This is a genomic window from Agromyces fucosus (assembly GCF_004134865.1).
Classification (GTDB): Bacteria; Actinomycetota; Actinomycetes; order Actinomycetales; family Microbacteriaceae; genus Agromyces; species Agromyces fucosus.
The window spans coordinates 466,783-485,553 of record NZ_SDPO01000003.1 but is presented as its reverse complement, the minus strand read 5'-3'; the positions used below and the strand labels follow the sequence as shown (position 1 = coordinate 485,553).

General features: G+C 70.1%; 21 protein-coding genes. 8 read left to right on the top strand and 13 right to left on the bottom strand.

All coding sequences use genetic code 11. The features are described 5' to 3' along the window. The first annotated feature begins 11 nt into the window (after positions 1-11). Positions 12-299, top strand: coding sequence for a DUF1905 domain-containing protein (locus ESP57_RS13765; RefSeq protein ID WP_056011408.1), 288 nt, complete (start codon positions 12-14; stop codon positions 297-299). A gap of 27 nt (positions 300-326) precedes the next feature. Here the strand turns inward: ESP57_RS13765 and ESP57_RS13760 are convergent, their stop codons facing one another. Next, positions 327-938, bottom strand: coding sequence for a response regulator transcription factor (locus ESP57_RS13760; protein WP_129231993.1), 612 nt, complete (start codon positions 936-938; stop codon positions 327-329). After that, on the bottom strand, positions 935-2,239 hold the full coding sequence (locus ESP57_RS13755) for a sensor histidine kinase (RefSeq protein ID WP_129231992.1): 1,305 nt from the start codon (positions 2,237-2,239) through the stop codon (positions 935-937). The genes ESP57_RS13760 and ESP57_RS13755 overlap by 4 nt, the downstream gene beginning before the upstream one ends. Before the next feature lie 195 nt (positions 2,240-2,434). Here ESP57_RS13755 and ESP57_RS13750 point away from each other — a divergent pair, with 195 nt between their 5' ends. Further along, a complete protein-coding gene (locus ESP57_RS13750) occupies positions 2,435-3,040 on the top strand; it encodes a hypothetical protein (RefSeq protein ID WP_129231991.1) in 606 nt (201 codons plus the stop codon). 123 nt (positions 3,041-3,163) lie between these two features. On the opposite strand, the gene ESP57_RS13745 is transcribed toward ESP57_RS13750, so the two are convergent. Next, on the bottom strand, positions 3,164-4,594 hold the full coding sequence (locus ESP57_RS13745; RefSeq protein WP_165877482.1) for an HNH endonuclease signature motif containing protein: 1,431 nt from the start codon (positions 4,592-4,594) through the stop codon (positions 3,164-3,166). A 169-nt stretch (positions 4,595-4,763) separates the two neighbouring features. Between ESP57_RS13745 and glsA the strand changes: the two genes are divergently transcribed. Together glsA and ESP57_RS13735 are read left to right on the top strand one after the other, a co-directional pair. Continuing rightward, a complete protein-coding gene (glsA, locus tag ESP57_RS13740; protein WP_129231989.1) occupies positions 4,764-5,990 on the top strand; it encodes a glutaminase A in 1,227 nt (408 codons plus the stop codon). Positions 5,991-6,162: 172 nt separating this feature from the next. Continuing rightward, on the top strand, positions 6,163-6,432 hold the full coding sequence (locus ESP57_RS13735; protein ID WP_129231988.1) for a hypothetical protein: 270 nt from the start codon (positions 6,163-6,165) through the stop codon (positions 6,430-6,432). Between the two features lie 18 nt (positions 6,433-6,450). Here the strand turns inward: ESP57_RS13735 and ESP57_RS13730 are convergent, their stop codons facing one another. Continuing rightward, positions 6,451-7,902 (bottom strand): cellulase family glycosylhydrolase, encoded by a 1,452-nt coding sequence (locus tag ESP57_RS13730; RefSeq protein ID WP_165877481.1) that lies wholly within the window; start codon positions 7,900-7,902, stop codon positions 6,451-6,453. Positions 7,903-8,069: 167 nt separating this feature from the next. Between ESP57_RS13730 and ESP57_RS13725 the strand changes: the two genes are divergently transcribed. Together ESP57_RS13725 and ESP57_RS13720 are read left to right on the top strand one after the other, a co-directional pair. Beyond that, positions 8,070-8,630 carry a nucleotidyltransferase domain-containing protein gene (locus tag ESP57_RS13725; protein WP_243648533.1) on the top strand — a complete coding sequence of 187 codons (561 nt, stop codon included), beginning with the start codon at positions 8,070-8,072 and terminating at the stop codon, positions 8,628-8,630. Between the two features lie 26 nt (positions 8,631-8,656). Beyond that, positions 8,657-8,965, top strand: coding sequence for a HepT-like ribonuclease domain-containing protein (locus tag ESP57_RS13720; protein ID WP_158556756.1), 309 nt, complete (start codon positions 8,657-8,659; stop codon positions 8,963-8,965). An 85-nt stretch (positions 8,966-9,050) separates the two neighbouring features. Here the strand turns inward: ESP57_RS13720 and ESP57_RS13715 are convergent, their stop codons facing one another. After that, complete coding sequence (locus ESP57_RS13715) at positions 9,051-9,416, bottom strand: hypothetical protein (RefSeq protein WP_056011436.1); 366 nt, start codon at positions 9,414-9,416, stop codon at positions 9,051-9,053. Between the two features lie 81 nt (positions 9,417-9,497). Between ESP57_RS13715 and ESP57_RS13710 the strand changes: the two genes are divergently transcribed. Further along, a complete protein-coding gene (locus tag ESP57_RS13710; protein ID WP_129231985.1) occupies positions 9,498-10,886 on the top strand; it encodes an FAD-binding oxidoreductase in 1,389 nt (462 codons plus the stop codon). Positions 10,887-10,916: 30 nt separating this feature from the next. Continuing rightward, positions 10,917-11,504: a dihydrofolate reductase family protein gene (locus tag ESP57_RS13705; RefSeq protein WP_243648532.1), complete on the top strand. Its 588-nt coding sequence runs from the start codon at positions 10,917-10,919 to the stop codon at positions 11,502-11,504. A 2-nt stretch (positions 11,505-11,506) separates the two neighbouring features. Here ESP57_RS13705 and ESP57_RS13700 read toward each other — a convergent pair whose 3' ends face one another. From ESP57_RS13700 to ESP57_RS13670, 8 genes are all read right to left on the bottom strand, one after another. Further along, positions 11,507-12,193, bottom strand: a complete 687-nt coding sequence (locus ESP57_RS13700; RefSeq protein WP_129231983.1) for a response regulator — start codon at positions 12,191-12,193, stop codon at positions 11,507-11,509. Further along, positions 12,190-13,467: a sensor histidine kinase gene (locus tag ESP57_RS13695; RefSeq protein ID WP_165877480.1), complete on the bottom strand. Its 1,278-nt coding sequence runs from the start codon at positions 13,465-13,467 to the stop codon at positions 12,190-12,192. The genes ESP57_RS13700 and ESP57_RS13695 overlap by 4 nt, the downstream gene beginning before the upstream one ends. After that, positions 13,464-14,549: a hypothetical protein gene (locus ESP57_RS18480; protein ID WP_165877479.1), complete on the bottom strand. Its 1,086-nt coding sequence runs from the start codon at positions 14,547-14,549 to the stop codon at positions 13,464-13,466. The genes ESP57_RS13695 and ESP57_RS18480 overlap by 4 nt, the downstream gene beginning before the upstream one ends. A 4-nt stretch (positions 14,550-14,553) precedes the next feature. After that, positions 14,554-14,997 (bottom strand): hypothetical protein, encoded by a 444-nt coding sequence (locus ESP57_RS13690; protein WP_129231981.1) that lies wholly within the window; start codon positions 14,995-14,997, stop codon positions 14,554-14,556. 234 nt (positions 14,998-15,231) lie between these two features. After that, positions 15,232-15,984, bottom strand: a complete 753-nt coding sequence (locus ESP57_RS13685; protein ID WP_129231980.1) for an SDR family oxidoreductase — start codon at positions 15,982-15,984, stop codon at positions 15,232-15,234. Then, entirely contained in the window at positions 15,981-16,787 is an 807-nt protein-coding gene (locus tag ESP57_RS13680) for an IclR family transcriptional regulator (protein WP_129231979.1), read from the bottom strand. The genes ESP57_RS13685 and ESP57_RS13680 overlap by 4 nt, the downstream gene beginning before the upstream one ends. 81 nt (positions 16,788-16,868) lie before the next feature. After that, positions 16,869-17,699 carry a 5-dehydro-4-deoxy-D-glucuronate isomerase gene (gene kduI / locus ESP57_RS13675; RefSeq protein WP_129231978.1) on the bottom strand — a complete coding sequence of 277 codons (831 nt, stop codon included), beginning with the start codon at positions 17,697-17,699 and terminating at the stop codon, positions 16,869-16,871. A gap of 17 nt (positions 17,700-17,716) precedes the next feature. Then, on the bottom strand, positions 17,717-18,679 hold the full coding sequence (locus ESP57_RS13670) for a 2-hydroxyacid dehydrogenase (RefSeq protein WP_129231977.1): 963 nt from the start codon (positions 18,677-18,679) through the stop codon (positions 17,717-17,719). Positions 18,680-18,771: the final 92 nt, after the last annotated feature.

Below are 18,771 nucleotides of genomic sequence, written 5' to 3'. Positions count from 1 at the left end.
ACGATCGCGACATGCGCATTCGCTTCCCGGCCGAGATCTACGAATGGACGGCGCGGCGCAACTGGTTCTTCGTCGACGTCCCGCCCGAGCTGGGCGCCGACATCTCCGACCAGCCGCGGATGCCTCGTGGCTTCGGCTCCGTTCGCGTGGTGGCGACGGTCGGCGGCACGACGTGGAGCACCTCGATCTTCCCGCTCGGCGAGACCTATGTGCTGCCGCTCAAGAGGGCGGTGCTGAAGGCCGAGGACATCGGCGAGGGCGACGAGATCGAGGTCGAGCTCGACGTGCTCGACGGCTGACGCGTCAGATCCAGCCCTGCTGCCGCCTCAGATCCAGCCCTGCTGCCACGCCTTCTCGGCGGCCTCGTGGCGAGACGAGGCGTCGAGCTTCGTCATCGCCGACGAGAGGTAGTTGCGCACGGTGCCCTGCGCGAGGTGCAGCCGCTCGGCGATCTGCTGCACGCTCGTGGTCGAGCGGCTGAAGCGCAGGGCGTCGAGTTCTCGGTCGGTGAGCGGGCAGCGCTCCGCGGTGAGCGCGGTCGCCGCGATCTCGGGGTCGATGTAGCGACGGCCCGCGGCGACGTCGCGGATGACGTGGGCGAGGTCTTCGGCCGGCGTCGACTTCGGCACGAACCCCGAGACCTTCGACGCCAGCGCACGTCGCAGCACGCCCGGTCGCGCATGCCGGGTCACGATCACGACGCGCGTCGGCACCGCCGCGAGGATGCGCGCGGCCGCCTCGAGTCCGTCGGCGTGGGGCATCTCGAGGTCGAGCAGGCACACGTCGGGCACGGTCGCGATCGCCTGCTCGACGGCGGTCACGCCGTTGTCGGCGCTCGCGACGACCTCGATGTCGGGCTCGAGGTTCAGGAGCGCCACGAGGGCGCCGCGGATCAGGTGCTCGTCGTCGGCGATGAGCAGGCGGATGCTGCCGCTCACGTCGTCACCCGCGCGCCGACGGGCACCGTGGCCCGAAGTTCGAAGCGGGTGCCGGAGGCATCCGTCGCCGTGTCGAGCGTGCCGCCCACGGCGGCGAGCCGCTCGCGGAGGCCCGCGAGCCCCGAGCCCGGTGCGCGTGTCACGGCGGGGCCGGCGGGAGGGCCGGCGGCGGGGCCGGCGGTACTGCCGGGCGCCGAGGCATCCGTCACGCCCGTCGAATTCGTCGCGGCCGAGGCATCCGTCGCAGCCGTCGCCGCCGACTGCACCGCCACGCCGTCGTTCACGATCGCGAGCTCGACGTGCTCGCTCGTGGTCGTCATCTCGATCGTCACCGTCGTCGCCTCGCTGTGTCGCAGGATGTTGGTCGTCGCCTCGCGCACGACCGAGGCGAGCGCGCTCTGCGCGAGGGCGTCGGCGGGCAACGGGCCGAGCCGCAGGGTGCACTCGGCGCCCGATGCGGTGAGCACCTCGCGGGCGTTCTCGAGCTCGTCGTCGAACGCGACGTGCCGGTAGCCGGCGACGAGCGAGCGCGTCTCTTCGAGGGCCTGCTTCGCGATCAGGCGGGTCTCGTGCACGAGCTCGCGAGCGGCGGCCGGGTCGATCTCGAGCAGGCGCTCGGCGAGCTCGGACTTCAGCGAGATGACCTGCAGGTGATGGCCCTGGATGTCGTGCAGGTCGGAGGCGAAGCGCAGGCGCTCCTGTGTCACGGCGAGCTCGGCGGCGGTGCGACGGTGCCGGTCGAGCTGCACCACGACCTCCCACCACCACATGCTCGAGAGCAGCATGACCGGCAGCATCGCCGCGAAGATGGCGATCATCCAGGTGTCCGAGGTGCGGCCGAACACGAACTGTTCGCCGGTCACGGCGGTGGCGAGCATCGGGTGCGCGATGACCGTGACGAGTGCGACGAGCAGCACGAGGCGGCGCTGCGGCTTCGGCAGCAGGCAGGCGATGAGGCTCGCCGCAGCCCAGAGCGGCACCGCGGCCGCGAGGGCATCGGCCTGGGAGAAGAGGCCGAGCACCCAGACGATGACGGCGGGAGCGAGGAGCGCAGCGGTCCACCACGCGTTCGGCAGGCCGCCGCCACGCCCGACGCGCAGGAACCAGCAGTACCTCAGTTGCGTCGCCGACGCGACGAGCATCAGTACGACGAGCACGGCGGTCACGGGGTCGTCGGTGCGCAGGTACGCCTCGAGCATCGACAGTGCGACGACGAGGTCGAGGAACCCGAAGAAGAAGACGATCGACCCGAGCGTGTACAGCCATGTCGTCTGCACACTGCGGGCGGGTTCGGCAGGCATGGATTCGAGCCTAGGCCAGTGACATTTGTCATGGTCCGGCGTGCAGAATCCCACGGGTTCGCCTGACACCGCGGCACTGCCGCAGACCGGTCCGACTGCGAAGGATTGAACCAACGTCCTCCCCCGAGGGCCGATGCCCCACGAGGACCAATGCCCTCCCACCATGGCCAGCGCCTCCCTACGAAAGGACTCGTCGTGATCGACGCCCTGCAGGACTTCACCACTTCCCTTCCCTCGTTCCTCCAGTGGTTCGGCGTGATGCTCATCTCGGCGATCCCGTTCGTGGAGTCGTACTTCGGTTCGGTCGTCGGGGTGCTGATCGGGTTGCCGACCGCCCTCGCGATCGGCGTCGCCGTCATCGGCAACGTCATCTCGATGCTCATCTTCGTGATGACGGCGCACGGGGTGCGCGGCAAGGTCGTCGCCGGCAAGGCGGTCCGCAGCAAGGTGAGCAGCACAGGGGCCCGAGGCGGATCTGGCGTGAGCGGGTCGGCCACACATGGATCCGCCGGGGTCCACCAGGCGGCCTCCGGGGTGGCCGTCGACGCGGCGCCCGTCGAGACCGACGAGCTCGCCGAGTCGCCCCGCCGCGAGAAGCTGCGTCGCATGTTCGACAAGTACGGCGTCGCGGGCGTCAGCCTCATCGGCCAGACGTTCCTGCCGAGTCAGATCACCTCGGCCGCGATGGTCTCGTTCGGCGCGAACCGCAACACGGTGATCTTCTGGCAGATCATCTCGATCGTGCTCTGGGGCGTGGTGTTCGGTGTGCTCGCCACGCTCGGGGTCTCGCTTTCGCGCTGACCGACCACCCCGACAGGCAACAGCGGGCGCCGATCTCAACGATCGGCGCCCACGCTCGTCGATCGGTACTCGCAGCCCGCTCGACGCACACGCAGACCCTCGAGCCGTCGCGCGCGCGGTGGTTCACGCCACGGCGGCGGGTCTTCGTTCGACCCGGTCGGCGAGTCGGGTCGGTGATCTCGTGACGCTCCGCCACCCGCCGCCCGGGTCGAGCCACGCGGGCGGGCGCACCTGCGGGGCCCCGCGGATCATGCGGATGCCCCACCCCGATGTCTCGATCGTGCGGTGGTGGAACCAGCAGAGCAACACTCCGTTGTCGGTATGCGTCGGGCCACCGTCAGCGTCGGGAATCACGTGGTGGATCTCGCACCAGCTGGCCGGCACCCGGCACCCCGGGATCAGGCATCCACCATCGCGCAGGGTGATCGCACGCCGTTGGTGCGGGGTGAAGCAGCGTTCGGGTGAACCGAGCCCGATGATGCGGCCGGCACCGTCGAACGTGACCTGCTGCATTCCGCCGGTGCACATCAGCTGCCGGGCGGCCCGCAACGACACCGGGATCTCGACCCCGTCGGCATGCGCCACCCCGTGCCCCTCCTTCAGGTCGGCTGCCCGCACGCTCACGAGCACCGTGGGTGCCGCCCCGCCGATCGTGGGATGCTCACCCGAACGCGCGGCAGTGGCGATGATCGCTGCGACGACGTCGTGGCGTTGCTGGTCGGCAGTGCGCTCCTCGCCGCTCCGTTCGAGGTCGGCTCGTTCTTCGGCGGTCATGAACCCGCCGCCCGACCGCGGTGCCAGGTGCGCATCGAAGAGGCGCCCCAGCCCGGCCGCGACCTCGGGCAGCAGTTCACCCGTGACCGGGATCAGCCCGTCACGAGCCCGCCCGAACCTGAAGCCTCGCCGCCGCATCGCGCGTTCGTCGTCGGGCTCCGGCCCGTCTTGGTCGAGGAAGACCGCCCACACCTGCGCCTGCACCCGCAACTCGTCGGCCGTGCACCGCACCGGCGCAGCGTCGCCCGACGCATCGTCGCCCGCCGCATCGCCCGACCCGACCGCCGCGGCCACGAGTTCCTGCTCGGCACCGCGAAGCGCGACGGGGTCGGCGACCCGCCGAGTGCCGTCCAGTTCGCGAACGATCACCCCCGCGGCATCAGCGCCGAGTTCACCGCTCGCGAGTGCCGCCGCGACGCCGGGAAACCGCGCCTCCATCGCCTCACCGGTCAACCCGTACCGGGACCGTGTCGCCGCACCGAGCGCACTGCGACGCCGGGCCTCGGCGCCCGACACCAGCGTGACCCGCTCGAGCAGTTCGGCGACCGTGCGGCATCCGCGGCGGGTCGAGAGCCGCTCACCGCCCAGCTCGACCCGCGAACGCTCGCCGACCTCGCCCGCGCACGCGACGCGGGCCGCGTCGACCACCCGACCGACCGCCTCGACCGCCGCTGTCACCGCAAGCAACTCGTCATCGGACCACCCCGCGGGATCGTCGAACCCCACGACGCCCAGGAGCGAAGACCGCACCTCTTCGAGCGTCTCGACGATTCCGTTCACAACCCCATCCTGCCGCCACCCACCGACATTCGAACCGGCCAAAGAACGCTCCAAAAGAGCAGGTCAGACTGTGAATAATCCGCACAACCGTCGACCTGTGGAGGACAAGTCAACGAAGCAACCGAACCCATTTCCCCCACCCGCCCCTTCGACCTCCTAGGCTGACCCCATGGCGGCGGAATTGCGGGATCCCGTTCGACGCATGCTCGAGTCGGTGCTCGACGACGTGCGCCCACTCAACGCCGGCGAGGTCGCGAGCTACATCCCCGAACTCGCGATCGTCGATCCCGACCGGCTCGGCGCCGCACTCGCGAGTACACACGGCGTGGTGCACGAGGCCGGCGACTGCGACGCGACGTTCACGATCCAGTCGGTGTCGAAGCCGTTCGTCTTCGCGCTCGCGGTCGATGCGCTCGGCCTGGTCGAGGTGAACCGCCATGTCGGCCTCGAACCGAGCGGCGAGCCGTTCAACGCGATCAGCCTGGAGGCCACGACCGGTCGCCCGCTGAACCCCATGATCAATGCCGGCGCCATCGTGACGACCTCGCTCATGCGCGGCGACACGGCCGAAGAGAAGTTCGCCCTCGTGCAGGCGGGGCTCGGCAAGTTCGCCGGCCGCGACCTCTCGGTCGACGAAGACGTGTTCTCGTCCGAAGCATCCACCGGCGATCGCAATCGCGCCCTCGCCTACCTGACCCGCTCGGCCGGCACGCTCGGTTCGACGGCGGATGTCGCGACGACCGCGTACTTCCGCCAGTGCTCGTTGACCGTCAACGCGCGCGACCTCGCGATCATGGCGGCGACGCTCGCGACCGGCGGCGTGAACCCCGTGACGGACGAGCGTGTCATCAGCGAAGACGCCGCCCGGTGGACGATGGCCGTCATGACGAGCTGCGGCATGTACGACGCGTCGGGCGACTGGCTCGTGCGCGTCGGGCTGCCCGCGAAGAGCGGCGTCGGCGGCGGCATCGCCGCGGTGCAGCCCGGACAGTTCGGCATCGGCACCTTCAGCCCGCGCCTCGACGCGCGCGGCAACAGTGCCCGCGGGGTCGCGACGCTCGAGCTGCTGTCGGAGCGGCACGGCCTGCACATGCTGCAGCACCACGGCGCGCCGCTGTCGCCGATCGCCTCGCTCGAGCGCGAGGGCGCCGACACCATCGCGGTGCTCCGCGGCGAGATCTTCTTCGCCGGCGCCGAGGAGGTGCTCACGCGCCTCACCCCCTTCGTCGGCGACAGCGGATGCCTCGTGCTCGACTTCTCCGAGGTGACCCGTGTCGGCGAGGGATCGAAGCGCGTGTTCGCGGCCGCGCCCGGTCTCGTGGGCACGGCGCCCGACGGACGCGCCCGCGTCGTCGTGCGCGACCCCGAGGGCGTGCTGCGCCCGAGCGACAGCTGAGCCGAGCAGCAGCAACAGCAACAGCAACAGCAACAGCACCGAGAGCGGATGCGGCGGCGCGCCCGCACCCCGAGTGTCAACCCCTTCCCGTTGCGACGCGGATCGCGGGAGGCTGGGAGTGCCGAGCGACCCGACGACAGCTCGCCGGCACCGATCCACGAAGGAGCGAGCGATGACCGACTCGACCGTTTCCGGCCAGCCCTTCGAGCCCGATGAGGCTCAGGGCACCCGACGAACCGACGACGAACTGCGCCCCGATGAGATGGGCGCCGACAAGACCGGCGCCGCCGAGACACGCGCCGACGAGACCGGCACCGAGCAACCGCGCAAGGACGACGGCGAGACGAGAGACCCGTCAAAGACACCCGACAACGAGGCGGCGCCGCTCAGCGACTCCACCGACGGCGGCCTCGACGGCGGCGACCCGGGAGTCGAGGAGTAGCCCCGACTCCCGGTAGCCTCACCGCTCGAGCGTCAGCGTCACCTGCGAACCGGGCTTCGCCGTGATGCGCAGCGTCTGCTTCTTCGCGTTGTAATGCGCCTTGCCGCCCGTGATCGACACCTCGGGCGCCTGCGCATATGTCGACCTGGGCACCCAGATCTCGCTCGGGCCGGCACCGGCCGTGAAGCTCACGGTGTAGTCGCCGGTTGCGGCATCGAAGTGCTCGGCGCCGGGCACACCGGAGATCGCCCGTGCGTACGGACCGAACGCGGGCTCGTTGCCGGGAGCGGCACCACCCGCGGCATCCATCGCGCAGTATCCGCCGCCGTCGCTGCGGCAGTAGTACCAGATCGACCAGCCGCTCGCGAAGCGCTCCATGGCCGCGACCTGTGCGGCGACGAGCGCGGCGTTGCCGGGCGTGCGCGAGTTGGGCACGCCCCATTCGCCGACGATCAGCGGCATGCCGTTCGCGGTCGGGTACGCCGAGATCGCGGCCTCGTAGTTGACGACGAAGTCGTCGCCGGTCCAGTCGCCGCCCTCTTCGACGCCCGTGTTGTAGAAGTGCGGGGCGTAGCCGAGCTTCGGGTCGTCGAAGGTGCGCAGCTGCGTGGGTACGCCGTAGCCGACGAGCACGGTCGGCTCGAGGAAGATCCACGACTCCTCGTCGACCGAGCGCACCGCGTCGATCAGCCGGTCGTACATGTCGCTGATCTTGGTCGACTCGATGCGCGCCGAGGCGGTGACCCAGTCCTCGTCTTCGTTGAACTCGCCGAAGGGCTCGTTGAACAGGTCGTAGCCGAGCAGGCTGTCGTGGCCTTCGAAGCGGTCGGCGACCTCGACCCAGAGCTGCTGCTGCGCGGCACGCAGGTCGGCGTCGTCGTAGAGGTGCGTGAAGGCGCGCATGACCGCGGGCTGGAAGTAGTTGTTGAACCAGTTCGCCGGGTCGTCGACGAAGGGCAGCCCGTCGGTGCGGGTCGCCCACTCAGGTGCACCCGAGGCGCCGAACACGGGCCCGTAGACGTCTTGGTGCATGTCGAGCATGACGTGCACGCCCTCGCGGTCGGCCGCGTCGAGCACCGAGTCGACGTAGTCGAAGTACGCCTCGTCGTAGTCGCCCTGCTCGGGCTCGAAGTACTGCCACTGCACGACGAGCCGCAGGAAGTTGAAGCCCTGGTCGGCCATCGACTCGATGTCGGCGGGCGTCAGCCGGTCGTGCACGTACTTGGCCGCGTTGTAGCCGCGAAGCTGCAGCGCGCGGCCCTGCTCATCGGTGATGAAGACGGGGCCGTCGGGCGTCGTGACGGTGCTTCCATCATCGGATGCCGCGGGGCCCGGCTTCGCGGCCGGGCGACTGCTACTCGTCTCGGTGCCGACCGGCGCGGCCGCTGCCGCGGCGGTCGGGACGAGTGCGAGGGCGGCCGCCGTGGCGAGGGCGAGACCCGCGGCGGTTCGGTGCAAGTGGGTGGGCATGGGCGCTCCTTTGCGCTTCATTCGACCGTGTGCGACTGAGCGTAGGGCAAGTGGGTCAATTGACCTAGTTAAACCGGAGAAGTCACCCCGCTTCGCGGCAGGTCGCAGCACGCACCCCGCTGCTGAAAATTGTACATATTCATGTACAACCGGCGTAGAATCAGCGGATGACCAGCACGCTTCCGGCCGCGCCAGTTCCGGCCGCGCCAATTCCGGTGGTGCCAGTCGCCGAGGCGCGCGCCGGCCTCTCGAGCCTGCTCCGCGAGTTCCGCGACCGGCCCGACGCCGAGCCGATCGTCATTGGGGCGCATCGGCGCCCCGAGGCGGTGTTGGTGCCCTATGCGCAGTACATCTCCAGAGGGGATGCCGCCAGGACCGCGGCAGACAGCGGATCGGCTGGCGCGTTCGACGCAGCCGCGGCGGCCGACGCGGGCCGCCGCTCACTACTCGACGACCTCCGTCGACGCCGCACGCTCGTCGCACGACTGGCACGCGCCAACCGGATCGGTTCGGTGCAGGTCTTCGGTTCAGTCGCCCGGGGCGAAGAGACCGCATCGAGCGACATCGACCTCCTCGTCACGCCGGCCGATGACGCATCGCTGTTCGACCTGGCGCAGTTCGAGCTCGACCTCGAGGCCGTGTTCGAACGTCCCGTCGATGTGGTTTCGAGCCGATCACTCGATCCCGAGCGAGACCGCGACGTGCTCGATTCGGCGATCGACCTGTGAGGCCCGACGACCGGATCGACCGATGGTTGAGCGATCTGGCGGCGACGCTCGACGATGCCGCAGCGCTCGCCGCTCGCGGGCGTGAGGCGTTCGATCATGACGCGGCGTTGCCGCTCGCCTTCGAGGCGCTGTCGAACCGCGTCGGGGAACTCGCCAAGCGCTTGGCGAACGCGGATCCTGCACGCTTCGACGATCCGCTCTGGTCGCAGGCGGCACGCAATCGCGACTTCGTCGTGCACCACTACGACCGCGTCGATGCCGCAGCCTTGTGGGTCACTGCGACCCGGAGCTTTCCCGAGCTGCGAGAACTGGTGCATCGACTCAGCGACAGATGAGTCCCGCAGCAGCGCGTTGGGCTCGAGGGTCGGCGCGTGGCCGCACCGAGTCCTGCTGGTGCCCGCTCGAAGTCGCGCCCTACCGCTACCGCTCGCCCAGCAGCATCCCGCGCTGCATCGTCTCGGTGCGCATCGCGTTGACGAACTCGCCGAAGGCGTTCTTGCTCTTCGCGTACCCGATCGCGCCGCCCTTGACGGCGCCGAGCGCGCCATCCTGGTCGAAGCGGAGCCACGTGTTGCCGTAGTGGTCGACGCCGATGTCGAACGTGAACGAGATGTGGAAGTTCTTGCCCGCCATCGCCCCGAGCAGCAGCGTCTTCGACAGGTTGCCGCGCTCGAGCTTGATGCTGCCCTGCGACGGCTGCGTGGCCTCGTAGCCGAGGCCCTGCGCGATCGAGATCACGACGGGCACGGTCTGCTGCTCGTTGCCGGCGAGGATGAGTTCGGGCATGGCGTCGGGCTCCTTCTGGTGGGTGGCGAGACGACGATATCGCGGCTGGCGGGCACGACACCCGAGGAGTAGCTTGGCGGCATGACCGTGGCGGTCGATGCAGCTGCGTTCAGCGAGCTGGCATCGGGGTTCGCTGGCGAACTGGTGCGGCCCGAGGATGCCGGCTTCGACGAGCACCGCAGGGTCTGGAACGGTTCGATCGATCGCCGTCCCGCCGTGATCGCCCGGTGCACGGGGGCCGACGACATCGGTGCGGCGCTCCTCTTCGCCCGCCGCACGGGCCTGCCCGTCGCCGTGCGCGGCGGCGGCCACAGCTTTCCCGGCCTCTCGGTCTGCGACGACGGCGTCGTGATCGACCTCGCCCCGATGCGAGCGGTCACGGTCGACCCCGAGGCCCGCACGGTTCACGTGCAGGCGGGCGCACTGCTCGGCGACCTCGACCAGGCGACGCTGCCCTCGGGGCTCGCCGTGCCGAGCGGCATCGTCACGCACACCGGCGTGGCCGGGCTGACACTCGGCGGCGGCATCGGCTGGATCATGCGCAAGCACGGCCTCAGCATCGACCAGCTCGCTTCGGTCGAGCTCACCACTGCCGAGGGCGAGCGCGTCGTCGCGAACGAGGCCGAGAATGCCGACCTGTTCTGGGGCGTGCGCGGCGGTGGCGGCAACTTCGGCATCGTCACCGCGTTCGACTTCAACCTCGTCGAGGTCGGCCCGACGGTCGTCGCCGGCCCGATCTTCTGGCCGATCGAGCAGTCGCCGCAGGTGCTGCGCTTCTACCGAGACTGGATCGCCGATGCACCCGACGAGCTCATGACGATCGTGATGCATCGCAAGGCGCCGCCGCTCCCCTACGTTCCTGCCGAGCTGCACGGCAAGCTCATCGTCGGCGTGGTCTGCTGCTACACCGGCGACATCGAAGAGGGCGAGCGGATCGTCCGCCCGATGAAGCGATTCGGCTCACCGGTGCTCGACCTCTGCGAGCCGAAGCCCTACCTCGAGCACCAGTCGATGTTCGACCCGTCCTTCCCGCCCGGCCGCTGGTACTACTTCCGCTCCTGCGACGTCGCCGAGTTGAGCGACGAGGTCATCGACATCACCGTCGAGCACACGCGGCGCATCCAGTCGCCGTTCACGAGCTTCCCGATCTGGCAGATGGGCGGTGCCGTCGCAAGGGTCGGCGAGAACGACACGGCGTTCAACGGACGGAGCGTCGGACACACCTTCAACATCAACGCGGCCACCGAGACATCCGTGGGCTTCGATGCCGAACGCGAATGGGTGCGCGACTTCTGGACGGCGCTGAAGCCGTTCCACACGAGCGTCTACGTGAACTTCCTCATGGACGAGGGCGAGGCGCGCATCCGCGAGGCCTACGGCGCTGAGAAGTACGACCGGCTCAAGACGCTCAAGCGCACATACGACCCGACGAACCTCTTCCGGCTCAACCAGAACATCCCGCCCGACTGAAGGTCACGCAACCGCATGCGCAGGATCACCGTGACCAACCACCTCTCGCTCGACGGCGTGATGCAGTCGCCGATGTCACCCGACGAAGACACCCGCGGCGGGTTCGCCGACGGCGGCTGGGCGCTCGGCGCGAACGCCGACCCCGAGCTGGGCGCCGAGATGGCCAAGGGCATGGCGCAGACCGGCGCGATGCTCTTCGGCCACCGCACGTACGATCACATGGCCGCGTACTGGCCGCACCAGACCGACGGCAACCCGTTCACCGAGCACCTCAACCGCGCCGAGAAGTACGTCGTCACGCGACATCCGTCACTCGAACTCGACTGGCAGCGCTCCACGGTCGTCGCGGGCGACGCCGTGCAGACGGTCGCCGAGCTGAAGGCGACGGATGACGGTGACCTCTCGATCCTCGGCAGCGGCGAGCTCGTGCGCGCGCTCGCGAACGCCGGGCTCATCGACGAGTACGTGCTGATCATCCACCCGCTGCTGCTCGGCACCGGGCAGCGCATGTTCGACGGGGTGCATCAGGAGCTGACGTTGCTCAGCAGCATGACGACGGGCACGGGCATCACGCTGGCACGGTATGCGCCGCGCGGCGCCGACGGCCGCGCCGGCTGAGCTCAGTCCGCTCGGCCCGCTCGGCTCGCACCGTCGCCGCGTGCGGTGCCGCGTGCGACGACGCCGGTCTCGTAGGCCAGCACCACGGCCTGGATGCGGTCTCGGAGGCCGAGCTTGCTCAGGATGCGCCCGACATGGGTCTTCACCGTGGTCTCGGAGAGGAACAGCTGCGCCCCGATCTCCGCGTTCGAGTCGCCGCGGGCGAGGCCGAGGAAGACGTCTCGCTCCCGTTCGGTGAGCCTGCCCAAAACGGCGTCTGGGTCTCCGGTCGGAGCGGTGAGGTGGTCGATGAGGCGACGGGTGGTCGCCGGGGCGATGACGGAGTCGCCGCTTGCGACGTGCCGGATCGCGGCGATGATCTCCTCGCCGGGTGCATCCTTCAGGATGAAGCCGCTCGCCCCGGCACGGAGCGCGTCGAACGCGTACTCGTCGAGGTCGAAGGTCGTGAGCACGAGCACCTTGGGCGGTTCGTCGAGCTTCTGGATCTCGCGCGTGGCCACGATACCGTCCATGACCGGCATGCGAACATCCATCACGACGACGTCGACCGGCTCGGTCTCGAGCACCCGGAGCGCCTCGCCGCCATGGCCGGCTTCGGCGATGACCTCCATGTCGGGTTGGGATCGAGCCACCATCGCCAGGCCCTGTCGCAGGAGTTCCTGATCGTCGACGATCAGCAGACGGATCATGGCAGACTCCCGTCGTCGTAGGGGATGGTCGCGGTGAGCGTGAACCCCTGGCCAGCGCGACCACCGGTCTCGAGCGAGCCGCCGATGATCTGCAGTCGCTCCCGCATGCCCTCCAGCCCGGCACCGCCCCGATCGTCGTCGACGCGCGGGCCGGGGCCGGAGTCCTGGACGCGGATGACGAGCCAGTCTTCCTGCCAGTCGAGGTCGAGACGCGCCTCAGGCGCGGGGCCCGCGTGCTTGAGCACGTTGGTCAGTGCCTCCTGCACGACTCGGTACGCGGCGAGGTCGGCGGCGGGGCGTAGCCGACGCCGGCCACCGGATGCCTCGTCGACGAGCTCCACGCCGGCCGCTCGCACCCGGCTCACCAGTGCCGGCAGATCTGCCAGGCCCGGTTGGGGCACACGCTCGGTTGCGACATCCGATCTCAGCACGCCCAGCAGTCCGCGCATGTCCCGCAGCGATTCGCGGCCGATCCTCGAGATCGTGGCGAACGTCGCCGCAGCCGGTGCGGCCGGATCGGAGAGGCGGCCGCCTTCGGCCTGGCTCACCATGACCGCCAAGGAGTGGGAGACGATGTCATGGAGTTCCCGGCTGATGCGATCCCGTTCGGCGCGAGCCGCCTCCGCACGTTCACGCGCCCGATCGGCATCGGCCCGTTCCGACTTCTCTCTCAGCTCGGCGACATAGGCGTCTCGCACTCGGGCGAGCCGGCCCAGCGCCCAGAGGCAGAGGATCGTCGCCGTGATGCCGAGCGTCAGCGCGGCACGCCAGATGATGAGCTCGCCGTCGTCGGATGGCCTACCCCAGACCTGCGGGTTCCAGAGCCGAACAACGACGACGGCGGCCACGGCGAGCGCGACGGCCAGGCAGGCCCAGCCGGCCCGTGCATCGAGCACCCGTGCCGCGGTGAACACGAGCACGCCGAAGACGAGGATGCTCGGCAGCGCGAACGCCGGATATGCGTTGCCCGCGGCATCCTGCAATGGAGGGAGCAGCGCGAGCACCATCGCCATTCCCGCGCCGACGCCGAACGCGAGTCGGGGCCAACGACGGCGGAACGCCGTCGCGGCATGCAGCACGACGACCGCGACACCTGCGAGCACCCGCCACACGAGTGAGCTCTCGGAGAGCTGCAGCAGGCGCAGTGACACGAGGCCGAGCGGGATCGCGTAGGCCGCCGCCACGACCAGGTCGGTGAGCGCGGGGTTCCTCCTGAACAGGCCGTCCCGCCGCCCGTCGGTCGGTGGCGGCCCAGCGTCGATGTGGGAGTTCATGCGCTCACCAGGCCGCGGTAGCCTGCGGATCGACTCTGCAACTCCCGACCGGCCGCTCGCCGCTGGAGGTAGGCGAGCGCTGCGATCGCAAGCGCCGCACCCCACACCGGGAAGAACATCTCGGGCAGCCATGCTCCCGGCTCGTGCTCCGCCCCGGTCGCCCCGAACTCCTCGCCCGCGAGCATCTTCCGCACGTACATCAGGCCGGCCGACATGATCGGCAACGAGATGGCGATCGCGAGGAAAGCGGGGAGCCGTGGTGGGATCGCTCGCCCCCGCAGGAACGGCACCCAGCGCGGCCAGACTTCGCCCCAGCGACAGACGAGGCCGAGGGTCAGCACGGCGCCGAGGAGCGCGACGCCGCCCAGTCCGGCGCCGATGGGTGCGGCGCGGGCGTCGTCGAGCTCCTGCATGAAGCCAGGGCTGATGCCGATCGGCAGTCCGGCGAACCACCCGATTCGGGTGATCGCGTACCCGACGGGAACGGCGACGGCGACGCCGGTCGCCCAGCGGCCCACGCGAAGCGCGCTCGCGGCCCGCAGCTCGGGCGCAGCGTCATCCGTCGTCGTCTCACCTGCGCGATTCCGTGCCATCAGGCCGCGAATGCCGAGGGAGGCGAGGCAGGCACCGGCGACCATCAGAACCATTTGGTTGATGTTCGGCCAGATGAGCATTGTCGCCATGATATGCGGGTCGACGTGGCCGAGGAGGGCCGCAACGGCCATCACGGGCAAGTACGCGGCGAACACCAGCACCCGGAAATCGGTGAGGACGACGGCCAGCGTCATGCCGACGAGCACTGCGCCGGCCGCCGGAGCGCGGGCGGCCGGGCGACGCGCGATCAGCACGACCAGCACGCCGGCGAGCGCGGCCGCCCCGGCGAGGATCCCGCCGCCGACCTGGCTCGGCAACGGATCCATCACCGAGGCACGCGGCCCGGCGCCGCCGCCGGAGAACGGGTATCCCGCTGCCTCGAGACCCCATGCGGTACCCGCCACGAGATAGCCGACCGCCCACGCGGCCGAGATCCACCACGGCACGGACCGGAGAGCGCGGAAGCTTCTCGATGAGCGCTGCTCCATGGGCTCACCTCACCCGCACCGGCAGCAGCGCCGCGGCCAGCAGCGCCGGGCCTCCGATGAGCGACCACAGCCCGGGTCCGGCGGGCGAGAAGATGATCTCGGGGTGCACGCGCAGCACGTTGACGGCCATCAGGCAGAGGAGTACGCCCACGACCGCGATGACCACGCGCGTGACGCGTCCGACCCTGCGGCGCGAGGAGCGCCACGCGATGACCGCGATCGCCCAGAGCACGAGGCTGACGCCGACCCCGAAGGCGAGGAACAGCGGCCACGAGGCATCCGGGTCCGCTGCGAAGCCGACGGCGTTGGTGATCGTGTGCGCGGCGCCCAGGCCGATCAGGGCGAGGGTCCCGATGGCGCCGAGCAGACGGCGGGACCGGAAGAACCGGATGCCCGGGGTGGTCGTTCTGTTCGGGAGGTTCGAGCGAGTGCGTGTCGATGTGTCCATGAATTCAGGCTGACCCGGCCAGCGCGTCGCGACCATCCTCCGCTGGTATCGGCGCCTTCCTCCTCGCGAACGAGATGCCCCGCGTCAGCGATTCCACCTCGAGGTCTACGTCGCGCCCGAAGCGGTCGAGCGCTGGCGCGCTCTGCGCCGCTCCAGACTGGGCGCACCACCGGCTGACGCGCGTTCGAACTGACGCGGATGCCGCGTCGCATCCGCTCACCTGACGGCGCTCGCTCAGCGCCCGAGCCATCCCCCGTCGACGGGCAGCACGACCCCATGGATGTACGCGGCGTCGTTCGACGCGAGGAAGACCGCGGCGCCAGCGATGTCGTCGGGCGTCGCCCAGCGACCCGCTGGGATGCGCTCGGAGATCTGCCGGTGCCGTACGGGGTCGGCCTGGATGGCCACGTTCATGTCGGTCGCGACGTAGCCGGGCGCGACGGCGTTGACGTTGACGCCGTGCGCCGCCCATTCGTTCGCGAGCGCCTTCGTGAGCTGCGCGATACCGCCCTTGCTCGCCGCGTACCCGGGCACGGTGAGTCCGCCCTGGAAGCTCAGGAGCGACGCGATGAACACGATCTTGCCGCTGCCGCGCTCGACCATGCCACGCCCGAGCTCTCGTGCAAGGATGAACGGCGATCGCAGGTTGACGCCGATGACGTCGTCCCAGTCGGCGATCGCATGCTCCGCTGCGGGCGAGCGGCGATTGATGCCGGCGGCCTGCACGAGCACGTCGGGCGTGCCGTGAGCATCAGTGATGCGCCCGGCGAGCTCGAGCGCGGCATCGGGGTCGGCGAGGTCGGCGACGAGCGGCTCGAACGCCCGCCCGAGCCCGCGGATCTCGGACGCGACATCCGCAAGCCCCTCGATCGACGAGCCGACGCCGATGACGTCGGCACCACCTCGGGCGAGCCGGACGGCGATCGCACGCCCGATGCCGCGGCTGGCGCCCGTCACGACGGCGATGCCGCCGGGTGCTGCGCTCACGACGCGCTCCGCGATGCCCCCATGGAGGCGGAGATCTCCGCCGCGGTCCCGACGATGCGCGAGCCGAGCTCCTCGGCCGATTCAGGAGTGACGCGCGTCGCGGGGCCGGCGATGCTGACCGCCGCGATCGCCCGACCCTGGAAGTCGAACACCGGGGCGGCGAAGCCGCGGATGCCCTCGCGGTTCTCCTGGTCGTCGATCGCGAATCCGCGTTCCCGGGTCGCAGCGAGGTCGTCGGCGAGGTCCGCCGCCGTTCGCAGCGTGTGCGACGTGCGAGGCGCGAGCGACGGCGGAATGCTCACGGCGCGCATATCTTCGGGAGTCCAGGCGAGGATCGCCTTGCCGATCGCCGTGGCGTACGCGGGCACCGCCGCCCCCACACGGCTGAAGACGCGCACCGGCTGGGGGCTGTCGACGAGTTCGATGTAGACGACGTCGGTGCCGCTCAGGACACCGAGGTGGGCGGTCTCCCGCGTCTCGTCGACGAGCGAGCGCATCGACGGCAGCGCGGCGCGACGCAGGTCGAGCCGGTTCAGGTATTCCGACCCGAGCTGCACGGTCGCCACGCCGAGGGTGTACACGCCGAGCTCCTCGTCGAAGCGCAGGAACTGCCGCGCCTCGAGCGTGCGCAGGATGCGCAGCGTCGTGGGCTTGGAGTAGCCGAGGATCGAGCTGCACGCTGCGAGCGTGAGTCCGGGCGGCGGGCTCTCGGCGATCTGGAGCAGCACCTGCAGCGCGCGGTCCACGCTCTGCGTGCCGGTCGTGCCGCCGGCATCGCGCTGCTTCTCCGACGTATCGGCCATCGGGCGTCCCTTTCGTGAGAGAACTGTGGTGCGAACGACCGCAGGTCGCAGGGGGTGCCCCTACGCTAGCGGCAGCCCACGTCAGGCGAGGGCCGTGACGGCGATCTGATCCATGTCGGTGAAGGCCTGGTTCTCGCCGGCCATCACCCACACGAACGCATAGTTCGTCGTGCCGGACCCGAAGTGCACCGACCAGCTCGGCGAGATCACCGCGTCGCGGTCGGAGAGCACGAGCGTGCGAGTGTCGTCGGGTTCGCCCATCACGTGCTGGATGCGGTGCCCCTCGGGCAACCCGAAGTACAGGTAGATCTCGGTGCGCCGATCGTGGGTGTGCGGCGGCATGCTGTTCCAGACGCTGCCCGGTTCGAGCGCCGTGATGCCGAGCACGAGCTGGTCGCTCTGCGCACCGTCGGCGTGGATGTGCTTGTAGACCGTGCGGCGGTTTGCGGTCGACGCGTCGCCGGTCTGCGTGGTGTTCGCATCCTGCAGGCGGACGAGCCGGGTGGGGTGGCCGCTGAACGAGAGCGCCGAGGCGAGGTAGAACGCCGCTTCCTCGTCGCCGTTCGCGGCGAACACCACGCTCAGCGTGCCCTGGCCGATGTACAGCACGTCCATGTGCGCGAGCGTGTACTCGACACCGTCGACCGTGACGGTGCCGCCCTGCCCGAGCTGCACGACCGCGAGTTCGCGTCGATCGCAGAAGCGGTCGCTGCGCAGCTCGGCGGGGCTCTCGAGCTCGATGGGCGAGCCCGCGAGCGGCACGACGCCGCCGATGACCATGCGGTCCTCGTGCGTGTAGACGAGCACCTGTTCGCCCGGCTCGAAGAGCGCGTCGGCGACGAATCGCTCGCGCAGCGCAGCCTTGGGCAGCCCGCTGACGTCGGCGGGGTGGGAGGCATGTCGGATCTGCATGGGTGTGGTGCTCCGTTTCAGTGGATGACGTTGGTCGGTCGGCCCGACGCGAACGCCAGGATGTTCTCGCCCGCGAGCCGGAACACGTCGTCGGCCTCATCGGTGTGGAATCCGATGTGCGGCGTGAAGACGGCGTTGCTCCCGATCGAGGGCAGCGTCTCGGTGCTCGGCGGCTCCTCGGCGAACACGTCGATGCCGGCGCCGAAGATGCGCCCGGCGGCGAGCAGCTCGTCGAGCGCTTCGGTGTCGACGACCTCGGCGCGCGCGGTGTTGACGAAGATCGCGTCGGGACGCAGGCGTTCGAGGAGCTGCCGATTCACGAGCCGGTCGGTCTCGGGCGAGTGGGTCACATGCACCGAGACGACGCGCGAGGTCGCGACGAGCTCGTCGAGGCTCACGTACTCGGCGCCGAGCGCGGCGGTGCGTTCGGCGTCTTCGGTGCGGCTCCAGTACACGGGCTCCATGCCGAGCCCCTTCGCGAGACGGATGACTCGTGAGCCGATCGCGCCCGCACCGATCACGCCGATGCGCTCGCCGGCGAGCTTGACGCCCTGGTGCTTGGCCCAGTTGCCGGAGCGGACGATGCCGTCACCCTCGACCAGTCGGCGCGCGACGGCGAACATCAGCGCGATCGCGTGCTCGGCGACGCTCTGGCTGGCGAAGTCGGGCACGTTGGTCACGGTGACGCCCGCGCGTTCCGCTTCGGCCATGTCGACGAAACGGCGAGCACCGGTTCCGACGAAGCTGACGAGCTTCAGCGACGGCGTCTGCTCGAGCAACCCGGCGGGCAACGGGCCCTGGTCGCCGATCACGTAGAGGGCGTCGAAGCCCGTGGCGCTCGCGATGGCGTCGCCCGGCCGGTCGAACCGCCCGCCGTCGACCCATGCGAACTCGTGGCCCTGCGCCCGCAGGGGCGCGACGACGTCGCGTTCGACGATCTCGCGGTACTGGTCTTCGGTGTCGATGCAGACGATACGCATCCGTTGGCTCCTTCGGTCCGGCGGTGGTTCTGGTGTTGTGCCCGTGCCTGCCGCCGGTCGTGTCCGGCGGCAGGCACCGCAGCGGCTGGTGC